Annotated in this window: 17 protein-coding genes; 9 read left to right on the top strand and 8 right to left on the bottom strand. The window is 50.0% G+C overall.

The features are described from left to right. Positions 1–72 precede the first annotated feature (72 nt). From HBA93_RS13085 to HBA93_RS13060, 6 genes are all read left to right on the top strand, one after another. Positions 73–1,203: an HPP family protein gene (locus tag HBA93_RS13085; protein ID WP_221723559.1), complete on the top strand. Its 1,131-nt coding sequence runs from the start codon at positions 73–75 to the stop codon at positions 1,201–1,203. Positions 1,204–1,353: 150 nt separating this feature from the next. Further along, positions 1,354–2,145 (top strand): siderophore-interacting protein, encoded by a 792-nt coding sequence (locus tag HBA93_RS13080; protein WP_286201920.1) that lies wholly within the window; start codon positions 1,354–1,356, stop codon positions 2,143–2,145. Positions 2,146–2,200: 55 nt separating this feature from the next. Next, a complete protein-coding gene (locus HBA93_RS13075) occupies positions 2,201–3,112 on the top strand; it encodes a siderophore ABC transporter substrate-binding protein (RefSeq protein ID WP_121993545.1) in 912 nt (303 codons plus the stop codon). 281 nt (positions 3,113–3,393) lie between these two features. Next, positions 3,394–4,353: an ABC transporter permease gene (locus HBA93_RS13070; RefSeq protein WP_022711978.1), complete on the top strand. Its 960-nt coding sequence runs from the start codon at positions 3,394–3,396 to the stop codon at positions 4,351–4,353. A gap of 109 nt (positions 4,354–4,462) precedes the next feature. Continuing rightward, on the top strand, positions 4,463–5,359 hold the full coding sequence (locus HBA93_RS13065) for an iron chelate uptake ABC transporter family permease subunit (RefSeq protein WP_221723583.1): 897 nt from the start codon (positions 4,463–4,465) through the stop codon (positions 5,357–5,359). Beyond that, a complete protein-coding gene (locus tag HBA93_RS13060) occupies positions 5,356–6,114 on the top strand; it encodes an iron ABC transporter ATP-binding protein (RefSeq protein ID WP_022711980.1) in 759 nt (252 codons plus the stop codon). The genes HBA93_RS13065 and HBA93_RS13060 overlap by 4 nt, the downstream gene beginning before the upstream one ends. Before the next feature lie 110 nt (positions 6,115–6,224). Here the strand turns inward: HBA93_RS13060 and HBA93_RS13055 are convergent, their stop codons facing one another. After that, positions 6,225–7,202 (bottom strand): MBL fold metallo-hydrolase, encoded by a 978-nt coding sequence (locus HBA93_RS13055; RefSeq protein WP_221723558.1) that lies wholly within the window; start codon positions 7,200–7,202, stop codon positions 6,225–6,227. Positions 7,203–7,610: 408 nt separating this feature from the next. Between HBA93_RS13055 and HBA93_RS13050 the strand changes: the two genes are divergently transcribed. Together HBA93_RS13050 and HBA93_RS13045 are read left to right on the top strand one after the other, a co-directional pair. Continuing rightward, a complete protein-coding gene (locus tag HBA93_RS13050; protein ID WP_121993669.1) occupies positions 7,611–8,705 on the top strand; it encodes a carboxynorspermidine decarboxylase in 1,095 nt (364 codons plus the stop codon). A 209-nt stretch (positions 8,706–8,914) separates the two neighbouring features. Then, entirely contained in the window at positions 8,915–10,150 is a 1,236-nt protein-coding gene (locus HBA93_RS13045; RefSeq protein ID WP_122093755.1) for a saccharopine dehydrogenase family protein, read from the top strand. A 68-nt stretch (positions 10,151–10,218) separates the two neighbouring features. Here the strand turns inward: HBA93_RS13045 and HBA93_RS13040 are convergent, their stop codons facing one another. Continuing rightward, positions 10,219–11,283, bottom strand: coding sequence for a helix-turn-helix domain-containing protein (locus tag HBA93_RS13040; protein WP_221723557.1), 1,065 nt, complete (start codon positions 11,281–11,283; stop codon positions 10,219–10,221). Between the two features lie 664 nt (positions 11,284–11,947). Here HBA93_RS13040 and HBA93_RS13035 point away from each other — a divergent pair. After that, positions 11,948–13,003, top strand: coding sequence for a polysaccharide deacetylase family protein (locus tag HBA93_RS13035; RefSeq protein ID WP_221723556.1), 1,056 nt, complete (start codon positions 11,948–11,950; stop codon positions 13,001–13,003). A 258-nt stretch (positions 13,004–13,261) separates the two neighbouring features. Here HBA93_RS13035 and HBA93_RS13030 read toward each other — a convergent pair whose 3' ends face one another. The 6 genes from HBA93_RS13030 to HBA93_RS13005 all read right to left on the bottom strand — a co-directional run bounded on the left by HBA93_RS13030 (position 13,262) and on the right by HBA93_RS13005 (position 20,873). Next, the gene (locus HBA93_RS13030) at positions 13,262–14,323 is read right to left on the bottom strand and encodes a sn-glycerol-3-phosphate import ATP-binding protein UgpC (protein ID WP_221723555.1); all 1,062 of its coding nucleotides are present in this window, start codon (positions 14,321–14,323) and stop codon (positions 13,262–13,264) included. Further along, complete coding sequence (ugpE, locus tag HBA93_RS13025; RefSeq protein WP_022711987.1) at positions 14,323–15,171, bottom strand: sn-glycerol-3-phosphate ABC transporter permease UgpE; 849 nt, start codon at positions 15,169–15,171, stop codon at positions 14,323–14,325. Before ugpE ends, HBA93_RS13030 begins: the two co-directional genes overlap by 1 nt. A gap of 9 nt (positions 15,172–15,180) precedes the next feature. Then, a complete protein-coding gene (gene ugpA, locus HBA93_RS13020; protein ID WP_221723554.1) occupies positions 15,181–16,062 on the bottom strand; it encodes a sn-glycerol-3-phosphate ABC transporter permease UgpA in 882 nt (293 codons plus the stop codon). Between the two features lie 310 nt (positions 16,063–16,372). Beyond that, positions 16,373–17,683, bottom strand: coding sequence for a sn-glycerol-3-phosphate ABC transporter substrate-binding protein UgpB (gene ugpB / locus HBA93_RS13015; protein ID WP_121993539.1), 1,311 nt, complete (start codon positions 17,681–17,683; stop codon positions 16,373–16,375). Between the two features lie 576 nt (positions 17,684–18,259). Next, the gene (locus tag HBA93_RS13010) at positions 18,260–19,186 is read right to left on the bottom strand and encodes a DMT family transporter (RefSeq protein ID WP_121993538.1); all 927 of its coding nucleotides are present in this window, start codon (positions 19,184–19,186) and stop codon (positions 18,260–18,262) included. A 256-nt stretch (positions 19,187–19,442) separates the two neighbouring features. After that, positions 19,443–20,873 carry an aldehyde dehydrogenase family protein gene (locus HBA93_RS13005; RefSeq protein WP_121993537.1) on the bottom strand — a complete coding sequence of 477 codons (1,431 nt, stop codon included), beginning with the start codon at positions 20,871–20,873 and terminating at the stop codon, positions 19,443–19,445. Positions 20,874–20,991: the final 118 nt, after the last annotated feature.

The following is a 20,991-nucleotide window of genomic DNA, read 5'->3' as shown; positions in this document are numbered from 1 at the left end:
TATCCGCTCTGTTCATCGGGCTTTTGAGCTGTTAATCACATCCTATCCAGAATGTGATTGTGGTTTTCTCAAATGTCTTCGCCTGAAAAAAACGGCAGCCGTCTGAAACGCACGGCAGACCGTCTTTTTGCGCCCTTGCTGGCCGGTGCAACTTTTCGTTCCCGCCTGATTGCCAGTCTTGGTATTCTGCTTTGTGTTGTTGTGACCGGTATGGTCAGCGCCTGGTTCTATGACCACACTACGCATTATGTGTTTCTGATCGCACCGGTCGGCGCCTCGGCTGTTTTGCTCTTCATTGTTCCGACCAGCCCGATGGCCCAGCCATGGGCTATTATCGGCGGGAATACGATTTCTGCCCTGATCGGCGTTATTGTCTATCAGCTGGTGAAAGAGCCGTTTCTGGCGGCCGGTCTGGCGGTTTCTTTGTCCGTGCTTGCTATGTCGCTGGCACGTGCCATGCATCCGCCCGGCGGCGCGATTGCGCTTACTGCTGTGATCGGCGGCCACACAGTGACCGAGGCGGGCTTCTTGTTTCCGTTTACGCCGGTGGCTTTGGATTCTGCGATTGTGGTGCTGTTCGGCATTGTCTTTCACAGGTTGCTGAGGCGCCCATATCCGCATACGATACCGGTCATTAATCCACACCAGACGCAGGATACGCCGACGCAAATGCGCGGCGGCCCGACTTCCGCTGATATTGATGCTGCTTTATCTGAAATGCAGGAGAGTTTCGATATCAGTCGTGAAGATCTGGAAGTCTTGCTGCGGCAGATCGAGATGCAGTCTGTAATGCGTAACAATGCGACGGGTAAAGCAGGACCGGATTGTGCTTCGATTATGTCGCGTCACGTTGTATCCGTGAAAGCGGATGATACAGATGATTATGCCCGTTCATTATTGCTCCGGCATAATATCCGCTCGCTGCCGGTGGTTGATGAGCGCAACGTGTTGCTTGGCACGGTGGGCTTGCGTGAATTGCTGAAAGGCAAAGGGGCTGTTGCAGCACTGATGACCAGCCCGCCTGTGGCTCAGCCGCAGGATTCGGCTCTGAGTCTTTTGCCGGTGCTTACCAATGGCCGTTCTCATGCGGTAATTATTGTTGATAAGGATCACCATGTGCAGGGGCTGATCTCGCAAACCGACTTGCTTGCAGCCCTCGCGCGACTGGTGCAACCGGATATGCCGGTGAAAAGCTCCGGATGAGATAATACAAAGTTGATTTCTTTTATCCACTTATCTATAGCATAAGGCAAAGTGATGAGGCATTGTCAGAAATGATGTTTGCCTGCCGTGTAGCGAGTTTTGTGCGCCCGATGGGGCGTACGGCGCTCTGAATGCCTATAGGGAGTGAATATGCAAATGACACCGGATCAGACGACACCAGTACAGACCCCGCCGGCAGGCCGTCCGCAACTGCGTCAGTGGGAGCTGACTGTAACCGCTGTGGCGGATGCTCCGGCCAATATGCGCCGTGTCACTTTTACCGCACCGGATATTGCAGAATTCACCTATCGTGCAGGACAGGCCATTGTGATGATGCTGCCGGCCGGTGATGGTGAATTTGGTCGCCGTGACTATACAATCCGCAGCCTTGATAAAGAAAAAGGTCTGCTGGATGTGGATTTTTTCATGCATGGCGACGGCACACATCTGACACCCGGACCGGCTTTTGCCCGTGATGCTAAAATCGGCGACATGATCAGTGTGCGTGGTCCGCGCGGCGGTGCGTCTTTCCGCGAGGATGCTGACTGGCATCTGATTACCGGTGATGAATGCTGCATTCCGGCGATTTTCCATATTCTTGAAACTATGCCTGCAAAAGCGCAGATGCATGTCCTGATCGAGGTGGACAATGTGGCCTCGCAGATCGCGCTGAATGATGTCCGCGAAGGATTGTCAGCGACACAGATCACATGGCTGCATCGCGGTGATCAGAAAGCCGGTCCGAGCGATCTGATGGCAGAGGCTGTTGCCGGCTTTATGCTGCCGCATGGCCGTGGCCATGCCATTCTGATTGGTGAAACCAGCAATGTGCGCAAGCAGCGCCAGAATCTGATTTCGCGCGGCCTGACCCGCGAGCAGATCGCTTCTGAAGGTTACTGGCGTCCGGGTCGTATCGGCGGCCATGACCATGTTGAAGACTGATACGTGAAATTTCGAAAATCTGCCGGATAAATCAGGCTATTGAAGAGGAAAAGCAATGAAACGGATGACAGGACTTTTCGCAAGCATCGCTGCCGGTGCCCTAATGTTTGCAGGCGCGGCTCTTGCCGGTGAAGTCACCGTGAAACACGCACAGGGTGAAACAAAACTGCCGGATGTTCCGCAGAAAGTTATCACTTTTGACCTTTCATCCCTTGATACGCTGGATGCACTGGGCGTTAAGGTTCTGGGTGTTCCGACCATCAAAAAGCAGGATTATCTGACCAAATATGATGCCGATGAATATATCAAGATCGGTACATTGTTTGAGCCGGATTATGAGGCTGTTAATGCTGCACAGCCGGATCTGATTATTGTCGGCGGCCGCTCTGCTGCCAAATATGCTGAACTGGCAAAAATCGCGCCGACGATCGATCTGACAGCCAATGCTGCAAATTTCGTGAAAAGCTCGGAAGACAATGTCCGCACTCTGGCGAATATTTTCGGTAAAGACAAAGAAGCTGAAGATGCGCTGACCAAGCTGAATGCCAAAAAAGACGAGCTGAAAGCGCTGACAGCAAAAGCAGGCACCGGTCTGCTGGTTCTGACAACCGGCGGCAAGATCAGCGCCTATGGTCCGGGTTCGCGCTTTGGTGTTCTTTATGACGATCTCGGTGTGAAGCCTGCTGCCGATGATATCAAGCCGGGCGGTCATGGCCAGCCGATCTCCTTCGAATATATTCTCGAAAAGAATCCAGACTGGCTCTATGTGATTGACCGTGATGCAGCGATTGGCCGTGAAGGTGTGGCTGCCGAGAAATTCCTCGACAATGCAGTGGTTGCCCAGACCAATGCCTGGAAGAACAAGCAGGTTATCTATCTGGACGGTTCTGCATGGTATCTCAATGCCAGTGGTCTGACATCGATGGGCAAAATTGTTGATGAACTGATTGCCGGTTTAAAGAAATAAGCCTGCGGAAATAAGATTCCGGACGGCTTTACGGATAAGCGGAGTAAATATGTCGTGTTTTGACTTTACCCCGCCGGTTCTTTCAGGTTAAAGCATCCGGATTGTCTGCAAGGATATCAAAAAAGGCGGCAATGCATTGTCACTGCTGCCTTTTGTTTGTCCTGTATTATGCCCGCCGCTAATCGCAATTGTCAGATCCTTTCTGGCTGTGCGGAATAGCTTGTTGTGTGTCTGTGCGTCCTGTTCCATTTTTTGGATGCGCCTAGAACGGTTGCCGCCTTGTGAAACTGATCGCTGCAACATGCCTGCTGGTTCTTCTTGCTCTGATAAGTCTGTTTATCGGTGTGAGCGACGTGTCTTTACAAAGCCTGTTTGGCGATGAAACCGCACGGCGTGCGCAATTTGTACTGGTGGAGACCCGCATTCCGCGCACGCTTGCGCTGATCCTTGCCGGTGCGGGCATGGCTGTTTCCGGCACAATCATGCAAATTCTGGCACGCAACCGCTTTGTAGAGCCGTCAACGGCCGGTACGGTGGATTCTGCCTCACTCGGTATTCTCACCGTGATGATCCTTGCACCCGGTCTGCCGGTCTTTGGCAAAATGCTGGTGGCAACCAGTTTTGCACTCGCAGGCACTGCGCTGTTCATGCTGATTTTGCGCCAGATTCCGCTGCGCTCTCCGGTGATTGTACCGCTTGTCGGTATTATGCTCGGCGGTGTGATCTCGGCAATCACCACATTTTTTGCCTATCGTTTTGATCTGCTGCAATCCATGGGCGCGTGGACGACGGGTGATTTTTCTGCCGTGCTGCGCGGGCGCTATGAGCTGTTATGGCTGTCTTTCGGCCTGACCATTGCCGCCTATATTGCCGCTGACCGTTTCACTGTTGCGGGTATGGGCGAGGCATTTACCACCAATCTCGGTCTGAATTACCGCCGCGTGATGACTTTGGGGCTGACCATTGTCTCCATGGTCACGGCCTGCGTGGTGACGACTGTTGGTATTGTGCCGTTTCTCGGTCTGATTGTGCCGAATGTGGTGAGCATGGTGATGGGCGACAGTATGCGCCGCTCGCTGCCGTGGATTGCGCTGCTTGGTGCAGGACTGGTGCTGATCTGCGATATGATCGGCCGCACGATTAACGCACCTTATGAAATTCCTGTCGGTACAATTCTTGGCGTGCTGGGCAGTGCCTTCTTCCTGTATCTCGTTTTAAGGAAGTCCGCCCGTGGTGCATGAAACAATTTACCCGGTGCACAGTGAAGGCACATTGCCGGTTGAAAATCCGGCCAATCGCAGAAGCGCTGTGAAACGGCTGATCTTGCTTGGTGCATTGGCGCTGATTGCGATGGCAGCTTTCATGACCATTGGCGCAAAAGGCAGCTGGAGCTTTGTATTGCCGTTTCGCGGCACCAAGCTCGCGGCCATGATTTTAGTGGCCTATTCGATCGCTTTGTCGACGGTTTTGTTTCAGACCATTACCAATAACCGGATTCTTACGCCCTCAATCATGGGCTTTGACGCGCTTTATGCATTGTTGCAGACGGTGCTGGTGTTCTCGCTGGGTGCTCATGCGGTTTCAATGGCCAATCCGAAGCTGATGTTTCTGGTTGAAATCGCTTTGATGATGGGTTTTTCCGGTCTGCTCTATCGCTGGCTGTTTGCCGGTGAGGGGCGCTCGCTGCATCTTTTGATGCTGGTGGGGATTATTTTCGGCGTATTCTTCCGCTCCGGCACCGGCTTTATGCAGCGGATTATCGATCCGAATGATTTTGTGGTGTTGCAGGACAGGCTGTTTGCATCATTCAACACGATTGACAGTCAGTTGCTCAGCCTCTCAACTTTTGTTGTCGGGTTGGTCTCTGTCGTGGCATGGCGCATTGGTCACCGGTTCGACATTCTGTCACTGGGGCGCGAGACCGCCATCGGGCTGGGTATTAATTACAAACGCACTACGATGCTTATTCTGATGATGGTGGCTGTGCTGGTTTCTGTGTCCACTGCTTTAGTGGGGCCTGTCACTTTCTTCGGGCTGCTGGTAGCCAATCTGGCTTATATGATGATGCCGGTTACCCGTCACCGTTACACAATACCTGCTGCCGTGCTGCTGGCTGTGATTGCCCTTGTCGGCGGACAGCTCATTCTTGAGCGCGTTTTCGCTTTCAATACCGCATTAGGCATTGTGATTGAATTTGTTGGTGGTCTGTTCTTTATTCTGATGCTGGTACGAGGAGTTGCCCGATGATCGAGGTCAAAGCCGTCAGTAAAACCTATGGCGAAACTCTGGTTGTGAATGATGTCTCCCTGACATTGCCATCCGGCGGTATCACATCAATTATCGGCCCCAATGGCGCGGGAAAATCTACGTTGTTATCGATGATAAGCCGCCTTATTCCGGCTGATCAGGGGCAGGTTCTGGTCGACAATATGGATGTGGCGCGCACTGCCGGTGATGTGCTGGCCAAGCGTTTGTCGATCCTGCGTCAGGAAAACCATATGACGGCGCGCCTGACTGTGCGCGATCTGGTAACATTCGGCCGTTATCCTTACAGCAAAGGCAGGCCAACAGCAGAAGATGCGCAATTCGTGGCGCGTTCTATTCAATATCTGAACCTGAATGATCTGGCTGATCGTTTCCTTGACGAATTATCCGGCGGTCAGCGTCAGCGTGCCTATGTGGCAATGGTGCTGTGTCAGGATACGGATTATACGCTGTTTGACGAGCCGCTGAACAACCTCGACATGAAACATTCTGTCGAGATGATGAAACTCTTGCGCAAAGCGGCGGACGATCTGGGCAAGACGGTTGTCGTTGTGCTGCATGATATCAATTTCGCATCCTGCTATTCCGACCATATTGTTGCAATGCAGCACGGCAAGCTCTTCTGTCAGGGTACGCCGGAAGAAATCGTTTGTCCTGTGGTGCTGGAATCCATCTATGGCACGGTGTTCAAAGTGCAGGATGTCGAAGGCAAGCGCATCGCTACCTATTTCATGTAAAATCACGCTGTTGATGAAAAACAGCGTGATTTATTCTCCTGCATATCATTACAAGTCGAGCTGGTAGCTCCGGCTCTTACTATAAATCGAGCTGATAGCTCCGGTTCTTACTATAGATCGAGCTGGTAGCTCTCAGGAATATACCGGTATCCCTGATCCATTGCCTGCAAATAGCCGATAGCCGGAAACGGCATATGATAACCGATAAATGGCAGGCGTTCCGAAGCAATCATATCAAAGATGCGCTTGCGGGTTGCAGCCGCCATTTCTTTGTCGGCATCAAAAACCACATGCCATTCCGGTCTTTGCAATGTGATGACGAAATGATTGGCTGTGTCAGCAATCAGGATGAGCTGCTTGCCGCCGGATTCAACGCGGAAAGCCATATGACCGGGTGTATGGCCGAAAGCAGCAAGTGCCGTAATACCGGAAACAACAGCATCTTCGTCTTTAAGAAAACTGGTTTTGTCTGCCAGCGGTTTTACATTGGCGAGAACAATTTTCTGCACGCCTTCGGCCGGTGTACCTGCGCGGTCAGGACTGGTCCAGAAATCATATTCTGCCTGCCCTGTAACATAGCGCGCATTGGCAAAGGCGGGAGCTCTGTTTTCCATTAATCCGCCAATATGGTCAGGGTGGAAATGGGTGAGTACTACAATAGTAACCTGTTCCGGTTTGTATCCGGCAGCTTCGATCATTGCCGGTAGTTTTCCCTGTCCGTTTTCGCGGGCAGCGGCACCCATGCCGGTATCAAACAGGATCAGTTCTGAGCCGGTATTGACCAGTGTCGGTGTAAATCCGTTGACGAAACGATCAGCAGGCAGAAGATTGGCCTGTAATAAGTCCGCAACCTCTTCTTCCGGCTGATTGATGGCATAGGTTTTTTGCGGCGCTTCGCCGGGGCGCAGACCATCCAGTAAGACTGTAATCTGAAAATCACCGAGCATGAAACGGTGAAAACCGGGTGATGTGACACCGGAAAGCGGCACATCAGCAAAGGCCGCACGGGTTAAAATCTGCGGCGCAGCAAGGCCGGTGAGTGTTGCAGCCGTGGCCAGGCTGAAGATATTTCTGCGGGTAAGGGACATTCGATTACCTCATATCATTGGTTTTGATCGGGTCGAAAGAATGCTGCATTATCCGTCAGGATTGCGGGGCTGCCAACCGCACAGGCAGCTTTTTTATTATTTTCCGATAATGGCTGCATATTGACAGACGTAAAAAGTGATTAGGGCAAAGCTTTATCAGCCCTTATTTAAACCGTCATATTAAGCCCCTATATAAAGACAGGTATAATCTGACACCCAAAGCACAGGCGGACGGAGGTTTTTTATATTGCGATCTGTATAAATTTATAAAATCAGTTTCGATTTTGAAGATTATGCAGTAAAGAAAGCTACCGCAGTCCGGCAGTCTTGCCGCGCGGTCTCCTGTTAACAGGATAAATTTCCCCGCCAAAACACGTAACAGTAACGGACCGGACAAACGAATTGACGATCAAGACCCCGTATTACCTCATTGATAAGACCAAACTTCTGCCAAATCTGGAAAAGATTAAATATGTGCGTGAGCAGTCCGGCGCGAAATCGCTGCTGGCACTGAAATGTTTTGCCACATGGTCCGTGTTTGATCTGATGAGTGAATATATGGACGGTACAACATCGTCTTCGCTCTATGAAGTGCGCCTTGGCAAAGAGAAATTTGCCGGCGAAACACATGCTTACAGTGTTGCCTATGCGGATGATGAGATTGAGGATGTACTCGCGAACAGCGACAAGATCATCTTCAATTCCATTGGTCAGCTGACCCGTTTTGAAGAAGTATCCCGAAACCACATTCGTGGTCTGCGTGTGAACCCGCAGGTCTCCACGTCCGATTTCTCACTGGCAGATCCTGCGCGCCCGTTCAGCCGTCTTGGCGAATGGGATGCCGCAAAGATTGAAACCGTGATGGATAAAGTCTCGGGTTTCATGTTCCACAACAATTGTGAGAACGATAAATTTGAGCGTTTTGATGAAATGCTCGGTGTTATTGAAGAGCGTTTCGGCCATCTGATTTCCCGCGTGAAATGGGTCAGCCTCGGCGGCGGTATTCACTTTACCGGCGAAAACTATCCGCTGGATCAGTTCTGCGCACGCCTGAAAGCTTTTTCCGAAAAATATGGTGTACAGGTCTATCTGGAGCCGGGTGAAGCTGCGATTACCAAATCCGCCACGCTGGAAGTGACTGTACTCGACACGCTGTTCAACGGCAAAAATCTTGCGATTGTCGACAGCTCGATTGAAGCTCATATGCTCGATCTGCTGATCTATCGTCAGACCGCCAAACTGGAGCCGAATAAAGGCGATCATGAAATCATGATCTGCGGTAAGTCCTGCCTTGCCGGTGATATTTTCGGTGAATTCCGTTTTGAAAAACCGTTGCAGATCGGTGACCGTCTCTCCATTCAGGATGCAGCCGGTTATACAATGGTCAAGAAGAACTGGTTCAACGGCGTTAAAATGCCATCCATCGTTGTCCGTCAGCTCGACGGAACTGAAGAGCTGGTCAAAGAGTTTACCTTTGACGATTTTGCTGCTGCTCTTTCCTGAGCAGTATAAGCAGTTTCAGGAAAAGTGGAGGCCGGTTTTCCGTCCGAAACTGCGTTAAAGAAAATAGATCGTTTTAACAAAACGATCTAACCGCAACCGATGTGTTATGGGCGGGCAACCGCTCATACATGTCATTGATTGGTGCATAATCATCATCAGAAAAATTCGTGATTATGCCGAAAAGGCTACTATGGAGCGTACCGCGTGAAATGAAAAAAAATGTCCTGATTATTGGTGCCGGAGGCGTGGCGCAGGTTGTGGCGCATAAATGTGCGCAGAACAACGATGTACTGGGTGATATTCACATTGCTTCACGAACGAAATCAAAATGCGATGATATGGTCGCAAGCGTTCGTGAAAAGAAAAGTATGAAGGTTGAGGGCGTATTGGAAGCCCATGCACTGGATGCTTTGGATATTGAAGCTACGAAGGCACTGATTACCAAGACAAATTCACAGATCGTGATTAATGTCGGTTCGCCTTTCATCAATATGTCGGTGCTGCAGGCCTGTATCGAAACCGGCGTGGCTTACATGGATACTGCTATCCATGAAGAACCAAACAAAATCTGTGAAACTCCGCCGTGGTATGCAAACTATGAGTGGAAGCGCCGTGAGCTCTGCGCTGAAAAAGGCATCACTGCTATTCTCGGTATCGGTTTCGATCCGGGTGTGGTGAATGCCTATGCGCGTCTGGCCAAAGACGAATATTTCGACAAGATCACCGATATTGACATCATTGATATCAATGCCGGTTCCCATGGCCGTTGGTTCTCCACCAATTTCGATCCGGAAATCAATTTCCGCGAATTCACCGGTCGCGTTTATTCGTGGCAGAAGGGTGAATGGCAGGTCAACAAGATGTTCGAAGTCGGCAAGGAATATGATTTGCCGGTTGTCGGCAAGCAGAAGGCCTATATGACCGGCCATGATGAAGTGCATTCGCTGGCACGTAACATCGAGGGCGCGGATGTGCGCTTCTGGATGGGTTTCGGCGATCATTACATCAATGTCTTCAACGTGCTGAACAATCTTGGCCTGTTGTCGGAACAGCCTGTTAAAACTGCTGAAGGTCTGGAAGTTATTCCTCTGAAAGTGGTCAAGGCCGTGCTGCCTGATCCGTCATCGCTGGCACCGGATTATACCGGCAAGACCTGTATCGGTGATCTGGTTAAGGGCAGTAAAGACGGAAAAGACCGTGAAGTCTTCATTTACAATGTGGCAGACCATAAGGATGCCTATAATGAAGTCGGCTCACAGGGCATTTCTTACACTGCCGGTGTTCCGCCGGTAGCGGCTGCCATGCTGGTTGCGACCGGTGAGTGGGACGCCAAGACAATGGTCAATGTTGAAGAACTTGATCCGCGTCCGTTCCTGACAACGATGAGCAAAATCGGTCTGACCACTTGGATCCGTGACGAGCAGGGCGAACGTCAGATTTTCTGATTTTTGATCTGTTCCGGAATTAAGCTCAGGGGTGCAAGCCTCTGAGCTTTTTATTATAAAAATATCTTTTAGCCATTATTTGCAGAGCTTTTGGGTGATGGAGCTTGTCTTATTACAGTGCCATTATGTGTTGTATAGGCAGATAAGTAATCTTGCATATCCGACAGGCGCCCGCATTTCACGATCAGTTTGCTGCGTTCCTGTTTGATCTCATTCGGTGTCATATTAAACCGGTCACGAAACGATTTTTGGAAATGCTCAGGGCTGGAAAAACCAAAAAGTTGTCCTAGCAGAGGAATTGTGGTGTCCGGTTTGCTAATAAGAAAGCGGCAAGCTGCGTCCAGTCTGCGCTCACGTATCGCGCGCATGACGCCGCCTTCTGCCTCGAACATGCGATATAGATGAGCCCGCGAGACCTTGAAACGGGTCATTATCATTTTAATATCAAGCGACGGTTCTGCCAGATGCAGGTCAATAAAACTAAGTATACGACTGCGTAAAATTGGTATAAATACCTGATCATCCAGCGCTGCAAGTGTTTTGTTATGGTGTAAAGCTAAAGCCAGTGACGACAAAGCAACATTTTCTGCAGTCTGTGCCATTGTTTCTGTTGTTGAAGGTGCCAGATTTATTATGCCGGTAATAACATTAGCTAATAAATGTGTTTCTGGTTGCCCGGCTTTAAATAAAATTCCGTGCAGTTTTTTTCCCGGAATTAATTTTTCCAGCTTCTCACGATGAAGAATCAGAGAAAGTGTTGAGCCGGCGCTAGTTTGGGATGAAAAAGTACGACCGAGATCCAGCAAATAAATATCAGAATTACCAATTGATAATATTGTGCCTTCGCAATCCGCCGCGGAAGCATTTCCCGTAAATAATTGTAGCAAATAAAAGTCTTCGAGGCCGCTTCTGCTAATGATTTTTAAGTTACGAGAATAGCGCTGAGGGGAGAAGGTGGCATTGCAAAACATAATCGAACCGGCCATTTTAACTCCGAATGTACCCTCCATGTCAGGATAAAGGCTACTTTGGCATGGCAGACTATCAAATAGCGGACGGGTTACATCCCGCCAATAGTCAGTGCGGAGGTAAGGATCGACCAGATCCGTTGAAACCTGAAGTATGTTTTGCATGCTATCCCGCCCCTTGCGCATAACCGAGACGCAATCAGATTATATCCGGCCACCTTATTATAAAAGAGACATTTTATTTGTTTTCCGCTGACGATGACCGCCTTGTACTTCACAATATGTCAAGAAATGAGACGCTGCATAATAGAGACAATCAAAGTGTTATGGTAAGTTGATTGTCCGCGGGAACATTATGGGTTTTTACGGCAATAATGTTACGCCAGATGATCTGTTATTTTTGTTCGGTAATCAAATATTCTTCGGGTCGGTTTATTCGATCTGAGTGTAACGAAGGGGGCGATCGGAATGACCATCTTTTCCGATTCAGGTTTGCGACTGATAACCATCAATCTTGCAACGACAATCCTTCGTGGTCGGCGGTAGTGCCAAACATGGTGCGGTCTAATAGACTGCCCATGGTGGGCGGGGGCACAGGCACTATCGCCGGCAGAGAATAACTGTAACTATCATTTCAAATCGGATAGCTCTCTCATTGAGAGCAGATGATCAGGGTGATCTCTGAGGTTTTTACTAAATTCGATGTTACCATGCCAGTACTGGCCGTTAATATTGTCCTTACAAGTTCTGTCCTATAGTGAATTCTAGACTGCGATATGCATTAGCTGTCACAGCTTTAAATTTTCCGAAATCTGTGGCGGATGACTATATGAATGGCTTGCATGAAGCAAAGCGCCTGCTGAAATATTCAGTCATCGGTACCGGGCTGGAAGTAATTGCGCTGTTGCGTCTGGGTAAGATTCTGCCGTTTGCTGCACAAAATGGTCTGATTTTTACGCTGCACCATGTGCGACCGGAAAACCCCGCACAGCATTTCTCTCCCAATGCAATTCTCTCGGTCACGCCGCAATTCCTGGAACAGGCGATTCAGGAGGTTTTGCAGGCAGGTATGATCCCTGTCCATGTGCATGATTTGCCGGAGCTGCTGGCGAATAATCCTGAAAATAAGCGCTATGTCTGTTTTACGCTGGATGACGGCTACCGGAATAACGCTGATTATGCAGCTCCGATATTCAGACGCTATAATATTCCCTATACGATTTACATCACGTCCGGCTTTGCCGAACGCAAGACTATTTTGTGGTGGGAAGTTATTGAGCAGATCCTGCGTGACAAAGACAGTCTGACATTTGATTTTGGTGCAGGGGCTAAAACCCTGTCGCTGAAAACCCGGCGGGAGAAGACAATGGCTTTTACCCTCTTCGCCGGTTACGCCGACAGTTATGATGAAGATGAGGCGGTGAGTAACATTGCGGATCTCGCTGTGCAGAACGGTATTGATCCGCTGCGCATCACGCGTGATCTGACGATGGACGTGTCGGAATTGCGGACTTTGCAGCAGTGTGACAACGGACTGGTGCATTTTGGTGCACATACAGTGAGCCATATCAATCTCAGTCGCGTTGATAGCATGCGCATGAAATACGATATTGAAACATCTGCATTATGGCTGAAGGATAAGCTGGGGGTGGCGCCGCAATCGTTTTCCTATCCTTACGGATGGAAGACTGCCGTGAGTGAAAATACCTTTACAGCGGCATGTGAGTCGGGTTTTTCCCTCGCGGCAACAACACAACCTGCAATGCTGAATGCTGCTTGTTTACAGCATCCGCAATCGTTTCCGCGTGTATCATTAAACGGATATTTTCAGAAAAAACGTTATGTGAGGGCACTTATCTCCGGTATTCCCTTTATAAACACATAATAATTTAGAGATAGCCGCATTATGAATATTTATGATGTGCTCTATCAAAATTATAAATTTAATTATGGCGCATTAAAAAGTTAAGCTTCTTACAAAGAAGCAGCAATTTGATTGCAAACTTCTTGGGATTCCCGAACAGGGTAGCCATGAGAGTTCATACGGGGGCATGATTATCATGGTGTCGCCGATTGCCGGCAAAGCGCAGGCATCGGCGACAATAATCCCGAAATTACTTTCGGGATCACCAATTTCATAACATCAAACGGTCAGTTCAATGCGGTTGCCATCCTTGTCAAAGCAATGGAGGGCAGATTTTGCTGCGCTGACTTTCAGCACTTCACCGGTTGCAATCGTGCTGCGTCCGGCAACGCTGAAAATGATGGTTGTGTCATTTGCAAGGCGTGCATGGACATAGCTTTCCGCACCGACAAGCTCGACCGCATCAACAGTCACATCCGTGGTGAAGGCTGCATTTTCAGTGCCAAGCATAAAGCCTTCCGGACGTACGCCGACAGTTGCAGTGCCGGCCGGTACAACCGAGCTGAGTTCCTGCATCCATGGTGCATCTTTGCCGGAAGCATCTTTGAGAGGCAGCAGGTTCATCGATGGTGAGCCGATAAAGGTTGCAACGAAAGTTGTCGCAGGCTTTTCATAAAGTTCAATCGGTGTGCCGACCTGTTCAATATGACCGGCATTCAGAACCACCAGACGATCAGCCAGTGTCATGGCTTCCATCTGGTCATGAGTTACGTAAACGCTTGTTACGCCGAGGGAACGCTGCAGACGCTTAATTTCTACGCGCATATGCACGCGCAGCTTGGCATCCAGATTGGAGAGCGGTTCGTCGAACAGGAACGCAGCAGGTTCACGCACAATCGCACGACCCATGGCAACGCGCTGGCGCTGACCACCGGAAAGCTGACGTGGTTTGCGTTCCAGAAACTGTTCAATTTCCAGCGCTTTTGCAGCCTTGGCGATACGCTGTTCGATCTCGACTTTTGGTGTATTGCGGTTCTTCAGACCATAGGCCAGATTTTGGCGCACAGTCATATGCGGATAGAGCGCATAATTCTGGAATACCATTGCAATATCGCGCTCTGCCGGTTCCAGTTCGTTTACAATGCGGTCTGCAATTGAAACTTTACCGGAAGTAATACTTTCCAGACCCGCAATCATGCGCAGCAAAGTGGATTTACCGCAGCCGGAAGGCCCGACCAGAACAACCAGTTCACCGTCAGCGATTTCCAGCGAGATGCCTTTAATGGTCTCGATATTGCCGCCATAGGTTTTTTTTACATTTTCAAGAGAAATACGAGCCATTATTTTTCCGTTTCAACAAGACCTTTGACGAACCATCGCTGCATCAGAACCACGACGATGATCGGAGGGATGATCGCAAGGATCGTTGTCACCATCACAAAATGCCATGGTGTTGCGGCGTCGGCGAAATCCACCATTTTACGCAAAGCGATGATGATTGTGTTCATCTTTGCATCATTGGTGACCAGCAGAGGCCAGAGATATTGTGTCCATCCGAAAATGAACAGGATGACAAAAAGTGCTGCAATATTGGTTTTGGACAGCGGCAGCAGAATGTCTTTCATAAAGCGCCACGGCCCGGCATTATCAATGCGGGCTGCTTCCACAAGCTCTCCCGGAATAGTCAGGAAGAACTGACGAAACAGGAATGTCGCCGTTGCTGAAGCCATCAGCGGCAATGTCAGACCGGCATAGGTATCGATCAGTCCGAGATCCACAATCACTTTATAGGTCGGCAGAATACGCACTTCCACCGGCAGCATCAGAGTGATGAAGATCATCCAGAAAAACACCATGCGGAAGCGGAAGTTGAAGAACACAATCGCAAAAGCAGAGGTGAAAGAAATGATGATCTTGCCGATGGCAATTGCCAGTGCCACGACAGTCGAGTTGAACAGCAGACGTTCAAGGCTCACACCCACGGTGCGTTCAACACCACCGGTCATTGCATCACGGTAGTTTTCGATAAAGTGGTCACCCGGCCAGAGCGGGATCGGAGGGCGGAGGATTTCCGCCGACGTCATGGTTGAAGCCACAAATGTATAATAGATCGGGAAGGCAACAATGATGATGCCGATAATCAGCGCCAGATGGCTGATTGCGATAGTAACGGGATTACGTTCAATCATTGGCTGACCTCAGGAATAATGCACGCGCTTTTCAACAAAGCGGAACTGGAACGCCGTAAGGGCAATAACGATCACCATCAACACCACGGACTGTGCTGCAGAGGAACCGAGGTTCAGATTGACGAAACCGTCATTATACACTTTGTAGACCAGAGTTTCGGTGGACTTGGCAGGACCGCCGCCCGTAACCGCATGGATGATACCGAATGTGTCGAAGAACGCATAAACAGTATTCACAACCAGCAGGAAGAACGTGGTCGGAGCCAGAAGCGGGAAAGTAATTGACCAGAACCGCTTGATACCGCGTGCGCCGTCAATGGCTGCTGCTTCCAGCAGGGATTTAGGGATCGCCTGAAGGCCGGCCACAAAGAACAGGAAATTATAGCTGATCTGTTTCCATGAGGCGGCAAAGATAACCAGTGCCATCGCCTGATCGCCTTTCAGCAGGGGATCCCAGTCAAAACCGGCATTGCGCAGCAGATAAGCGAGAGTTCCCATCGCAGGGGAGAACATGAACAGCCACAAAATACCGGCAATGGCTGGTGCCACGGCATAAGGCCAGATCAGCAAGGTACGATACAGATTTTTACTGCGCACGACTTTTTCCGCAGCAGTTGCCAGAAACAGGGCAACAGCCATCGACAGCAAAGCAGTCGCAATACTGAAGAAGATCGTAATCTGGAAAGAATGCAGATAATTCGGATCGGCGAACAATGCCTGAAAATTCTTCAAACCAACAAAAGCGCTGCGCAGACCAAACGGATCTTCACGCATCATCGACTGATAAATAGCCTGACTGGCCGGCCAGAAAAAGAACACGAATGTGAGTATGAGCTGCGGTGCAACTAATAAATAGGGTAGCACCTTGTTGGGAAAAACAACACGCTGCACAAAGATCTCCTTCAAACTGCAGCGCCACACACCGAAAAGGTGCTGAAGGGGCACAGCAAGATTTTTGAAATGTTACACAATTTCTGATGCGATCAGCAATCAGAGACAGTGTTTGTCAGTTCAGAGCATTTCCGTTCTGTACGGAAATCATGAAACACTCTGCCTGATCGTTTTTACACGCTTCCGGGGTTATTTATTTTTCCGGCAGGTGCTCTGACATATAAGCCAATCCTCAACGCAATCCTGAAGATGGGTTTATATGCAGTGTGAAGAAAACCGCGCACCCTTTGCAGGATGCGCGGTGTGACGATTAGCGGTTTACAGCTTCGGCAATGGCTGCATTACCACGCTCAACGGCGTTTTTCAGTGCAGTTTTTGCATCCTGTTTACCAGCCAGCATCGCTTCATATTCTTCATTGAGAATATCACGTACCTGCGGCAGGTTTACGAGACGTACGCCCTTGGAATTAGCGGTCGGCTCTTTGCCCATCATCTGCAGGATCGGTGTTTCGCGACCTGGATTCTTTTCGTAGAAACCGGATTTTTTGGTTTCTTCGTAGGCTTCCAGTGTCACAGGCAGATAGCCGGACACCTGATGCAGACGAGCCTGAATCTTGGTCTGGGACAGGAAGTTGAAGAACTGGGCAATGCCCTTATATTCTTCATCGCTCTTGCCGCCGAATACCCAGAGGCTGGCGCCGCCCGGAATAGTGTTCTGCGGACGACCTTCACCTTCATAATAAGGCAGCTGGCCGATACCGTAATTCATGCCGGATTTAACCACATCGCCCAGACCACCGGAGGATTCTGTCAGCATCGCACATTCACCGGATGTGAAGAGCTGCTTGGCTTCAGATGTACGGCCGCCGTAACGGAACGCGCCGTCTTTAGCGAGATCAGCCAGACCCTGAAAATGCTGCTCGAACAGAGGTGCATTGATTTCCAGTTTTACATCCAGACCGGCAAGACCGTTTTCATTGGTGCCGTAAGGAACATTGTTCCATGCGGCGAAGTTTTCTGTCTGAATCCATGTCAGCCATGTAGAGGTATAACCGCAGGCTGCTGCGCCGCTGGATTTGATCTTGCGTGCTGCTTCAAACACTTCAGGCCATGTTTTTGGCGCAACTTCAGGATCAAGACCGGCCTTTTTGAAAGCGTCTTTGTTGTAATAAAGGATCGGCGAAGACGAATTATACGGGAAGGACAGCATGGTGCCGTCCGCTTTTGAATAATATGCGGTGATACCGGCAAGGTATTTGGCTTTATCAAATGTGAAGCCGCCTTTTTCCAGTACTTCGGCAACCGGCATAACCGCGCCTTCAGCACCCATCATCACGCCGCTGCCTGCATCAAAAACCTGCAGAATTGCCGGTGCCTGCTTGGCGCGGAATGCAGCGATACCTGCATTCAGAGTTTCAGGATAGGTGCCTTTATAAACAGGAACGATTTTGAATTCGCTCTGGCTTTCATTGAATTCTTTGGAGAGCTGTTCAACAACTTCGTTGTTGGAGCCGGCCATACCGTGCCACCATTGCAGTTCGGTAACTGCAAATGCGTTGGATGCGAATGCAACGGACATTGTTAATGCCGCTACTGAAACAGTCATCAGACGTTTGGACATGACTTCTCCCTGAAGGTCCCTGAAGATCAATGAAGCGGAATATCGCTGCGCCGGTGTTGCGTGTACGCCGTTCAGCCAAGAGTTCCGCGGTTGCCATTAAGCTCTTTCGTTTTAGCGCATATAACATTTAATACGAAAGAGAAAAGCACAATTACGAAAGCTATTCACGCATAATTCTATGCGCAGACACATTTTGGCGAAGAGTTTGTCACAAAACAAGCGATAATAAAATTGCGTGCCATAAAGTTCGTGATTTCAGGAAAATGCTGCGGGCAGGGTGATTCTTTGCCGCTCACGGGCGGAAAATCCACAATTCAGGCAGAAAAAAAGCCGGACTAAAAAGCCCGGCTGAATTTAAGAAGACATTTAGATGCCTTCGAGGGGAACACTTGCAGCGCGAAATGGGAGGAAGCGCGCCAGCAAGTGATCTTCATATGGAGCAAGCTTTAAATAAGTTCAAGGCCATATTCGCACTTTTTTTGACCAAAACGTAAAATAATTGTGCCTATGTATTTCAGCCACAGGTTTTGCACAGCGCCTTAATATGCATAGACATAACAAGCCGTGACAAGTGGTTCAGCCGCGCCTTGCCTGCATAATGCCTGCAATGACAATGAGGCCTCCGCAAATCTGCCAGATGCTCAGCGGTTCTGACAGGAGCACCCATGCCAGAATTGCGGCTACAACCGGCTGGATTAAAAGAGTCAGAGAAGAAAACGCCACCGGCAGCCATGCAATAGCAAATGTAATCAGGCTTTGTCCGGCGGCTTGCGTCATCCATGCCAGCGCACAGACAATGAACCAGCCAAACAATGTCAGCGGGAAATATTGCGTCTCAAAAATCAATGCGAGCGGCAGAATAGTCAGGGTTGCGCTGATTGTTGTGCAGAGCATGATTGTGGAAGTGGAAAAACGGCGGCGCGTGAAGCCGAGCATCAGAATATAGGCGGCATAAAGAATGGCAGCACCCAGAGCCACGGCATCACCTTTGAGGCTGCTATGGCCGGAAAGATCGGGACCGCCTTTGAGGATCAGTACGCCAATAATAGCGATGACAAGACCGCTGATGAAAATCCGGCTGATTTTCTGCTTCAAAAATAACCAGCCGCCTAGCGCGACAAAAATCGGCGACAGGTTCACAATCAGCGTCGAATTGGCAACGGATGTCATGGTCAGGGAAATATGCCAGACCACCAGTTCCAGCCCGATCAGAATACCTGGAACGGCAAGAATTGCCAGATCGCCAAGGGAAGCCGGTTTGACCTGATCCACACCATGCTTCATGCGGTTGTTCAGGATCAGCATCGGGATAATCGCCAGCGCTAACCGCCAGAAAGCTGTGACAATCGGGCCGGTTTCTGCGAAGCGCACCAGAATAGGCGAGCAGCTGATGAGCAAGCCGCCGAGCAAAAGCGCGATAATTGCTTTTCTCTGTGTTTCAGGCGTGCTTTGCAGCAGGCCGGTTGCGTTTATTGGCGCGGCTTCGGATGGTGACTTGTTCATGTTTAACCTGCCACCCCTTATGAAGCAGCCTTATATATGAGAAATGCAGCATAGGTGCAGGCATCTGCTGACAAGATATGCTGGCCGTATTGTGAGTGATCCGCTGCCTGCGACATGCTTTGTCATCGGAGAGAGTATTTCTCAGTTGCGCGCTTCGGCAGATAGTCAGTCTTTATGTGATATATATCAAAACAATTATATAAAACAGCGCGTCTTTTGACGGACGCGCTATTTCTTAACTCTCTATGGTTTGTAGTTATTCTTCAAAGCCGACAATGCCTTTGATTTCTACAAATTCACGCAGACCGAAAACGCCATATTCACGGCCATTGCCCGACTGTTTGTAGCCGCCAAAAGGTGCCGCGCCGTCCCATGGTGCATCATTAATGTAGACATTGCCGGTACGCAGACGTTTGGACAAAGCCTGCGCTTCTTTCAGATCGCCCTGAATATAGGACGCAAGGCCGTAGACCGTATCATTAGCCATTTCGACCGCTTCATCCAGATCATCATAGCCAATCATCGACAGAACAGGGCCGAAGATTTCCTCGCGGGAAATGCGCATATCATGGCCGACACGGGCAAAGATGGTCGGGCGCACATAATAACCGGCATTGAGTTCCGCAGGGCGGCCGGTGCCACCGGTTACCAGTTCCGCGCCTTCATCAATACCGGCTTGAATCAGATCCTGAATCTTGTCGAATTGCAGTTGGCTGACGACCGGACCGAGATCGGTATTTGCGGAATTCGGGTCGCCGGTGCGGAATTTTTCTGCCGCATCGCGCGCGATTGCAATTGCATCATCCATGGCTTCCTGTGGTACCAGCATACGGGTCGGCGCATTGCAGGATTGGCCGCTATTGCCAAAGCAACGGGTGACACCGGTACGCACGGCCTTATCCAGATCGGCACTACGCAGGACAATATTCGGGGATTTGCCGCCAAGTTCCTGATGAACACGTTTTACGGTCGGGGCTGCGGTCTGCGCAACACTGACACCGGCGCGGGTAGAGCCGGTAAAGGACACCATATCCACATCTTTATGGCCGGAAAGCGCGACGCCGACAGTCGGGCCGTCACCATGAACAAGGTTGAACACGCCTTTAGGCACACCGGCTTCATCCATAATTTCTGCGAACAGAATGGCACTGACCGGTGCAATTTCTGATGGTTTCAGCACCATTGTGCAGCCGGTTGCAATGGCCGGTGCAACTTTGGCGGCGATCTGATTGATCGGCCAGTTCCATGGCGTAATCATCGCCACAACGCCGATTGGCTCATGCACAACGCGGGTTGTGCCCTGCATATAGGCATATTCGAAGACTTCAGCGGCTTTAATTGCTTCCATCAGATGCGCGGTACCTGAACCGGCCTGTGCAGCCTTAGCCATGGCCAGCGGTGCGCCCATTTCCTGCGAGATTGCGGCGCCGATTTCATCCGAGCGGCGGATGAATATTTCAAGAATGCGTTTGAGCAGGGCGAGGCGCTCTTCTTTACTGGTGACGGAGAAGCTTTCAAAAGCGGCTTTAGCGGCGGCTACTGCCTTGTCAACATCTGCAGCGGTGCCCATTGCGATTTTGGTAAAAGGCTGTTCCGTTGCGGGGTTGATGACATCCAGTGTTGTAATTGGGCTTATTGCCGGATCAACCCATTCACCGTTGATATAAAATTTGAGCGCGTGATCCATAGTTCCCATCCTGTCATGCTGTTCATGCGGTTTTTAGAAATTTTGCGGGCAGTTTAGACCTAAAACCTGTGATTACAACTGCATAAACTGTCCGGGATGATGAAAAACCTTCATTAAT

It is taken from the genome of Ochrobactrum sp. SFR4 (assembly GCF_019730395.1).
In the GTDB taxonomy this organism is placed as follows: Bacteria; Pseudomonadota; Alphaproteobacteria; order Rhizobiales; family Rhizobiaceae; genus Pseudochrobactrum.
The sequence above is the reverse complement of the archived record's forward strand: the minus strand, read 5'-3'. Positions and strand labels throughout refer to the sequence as shown.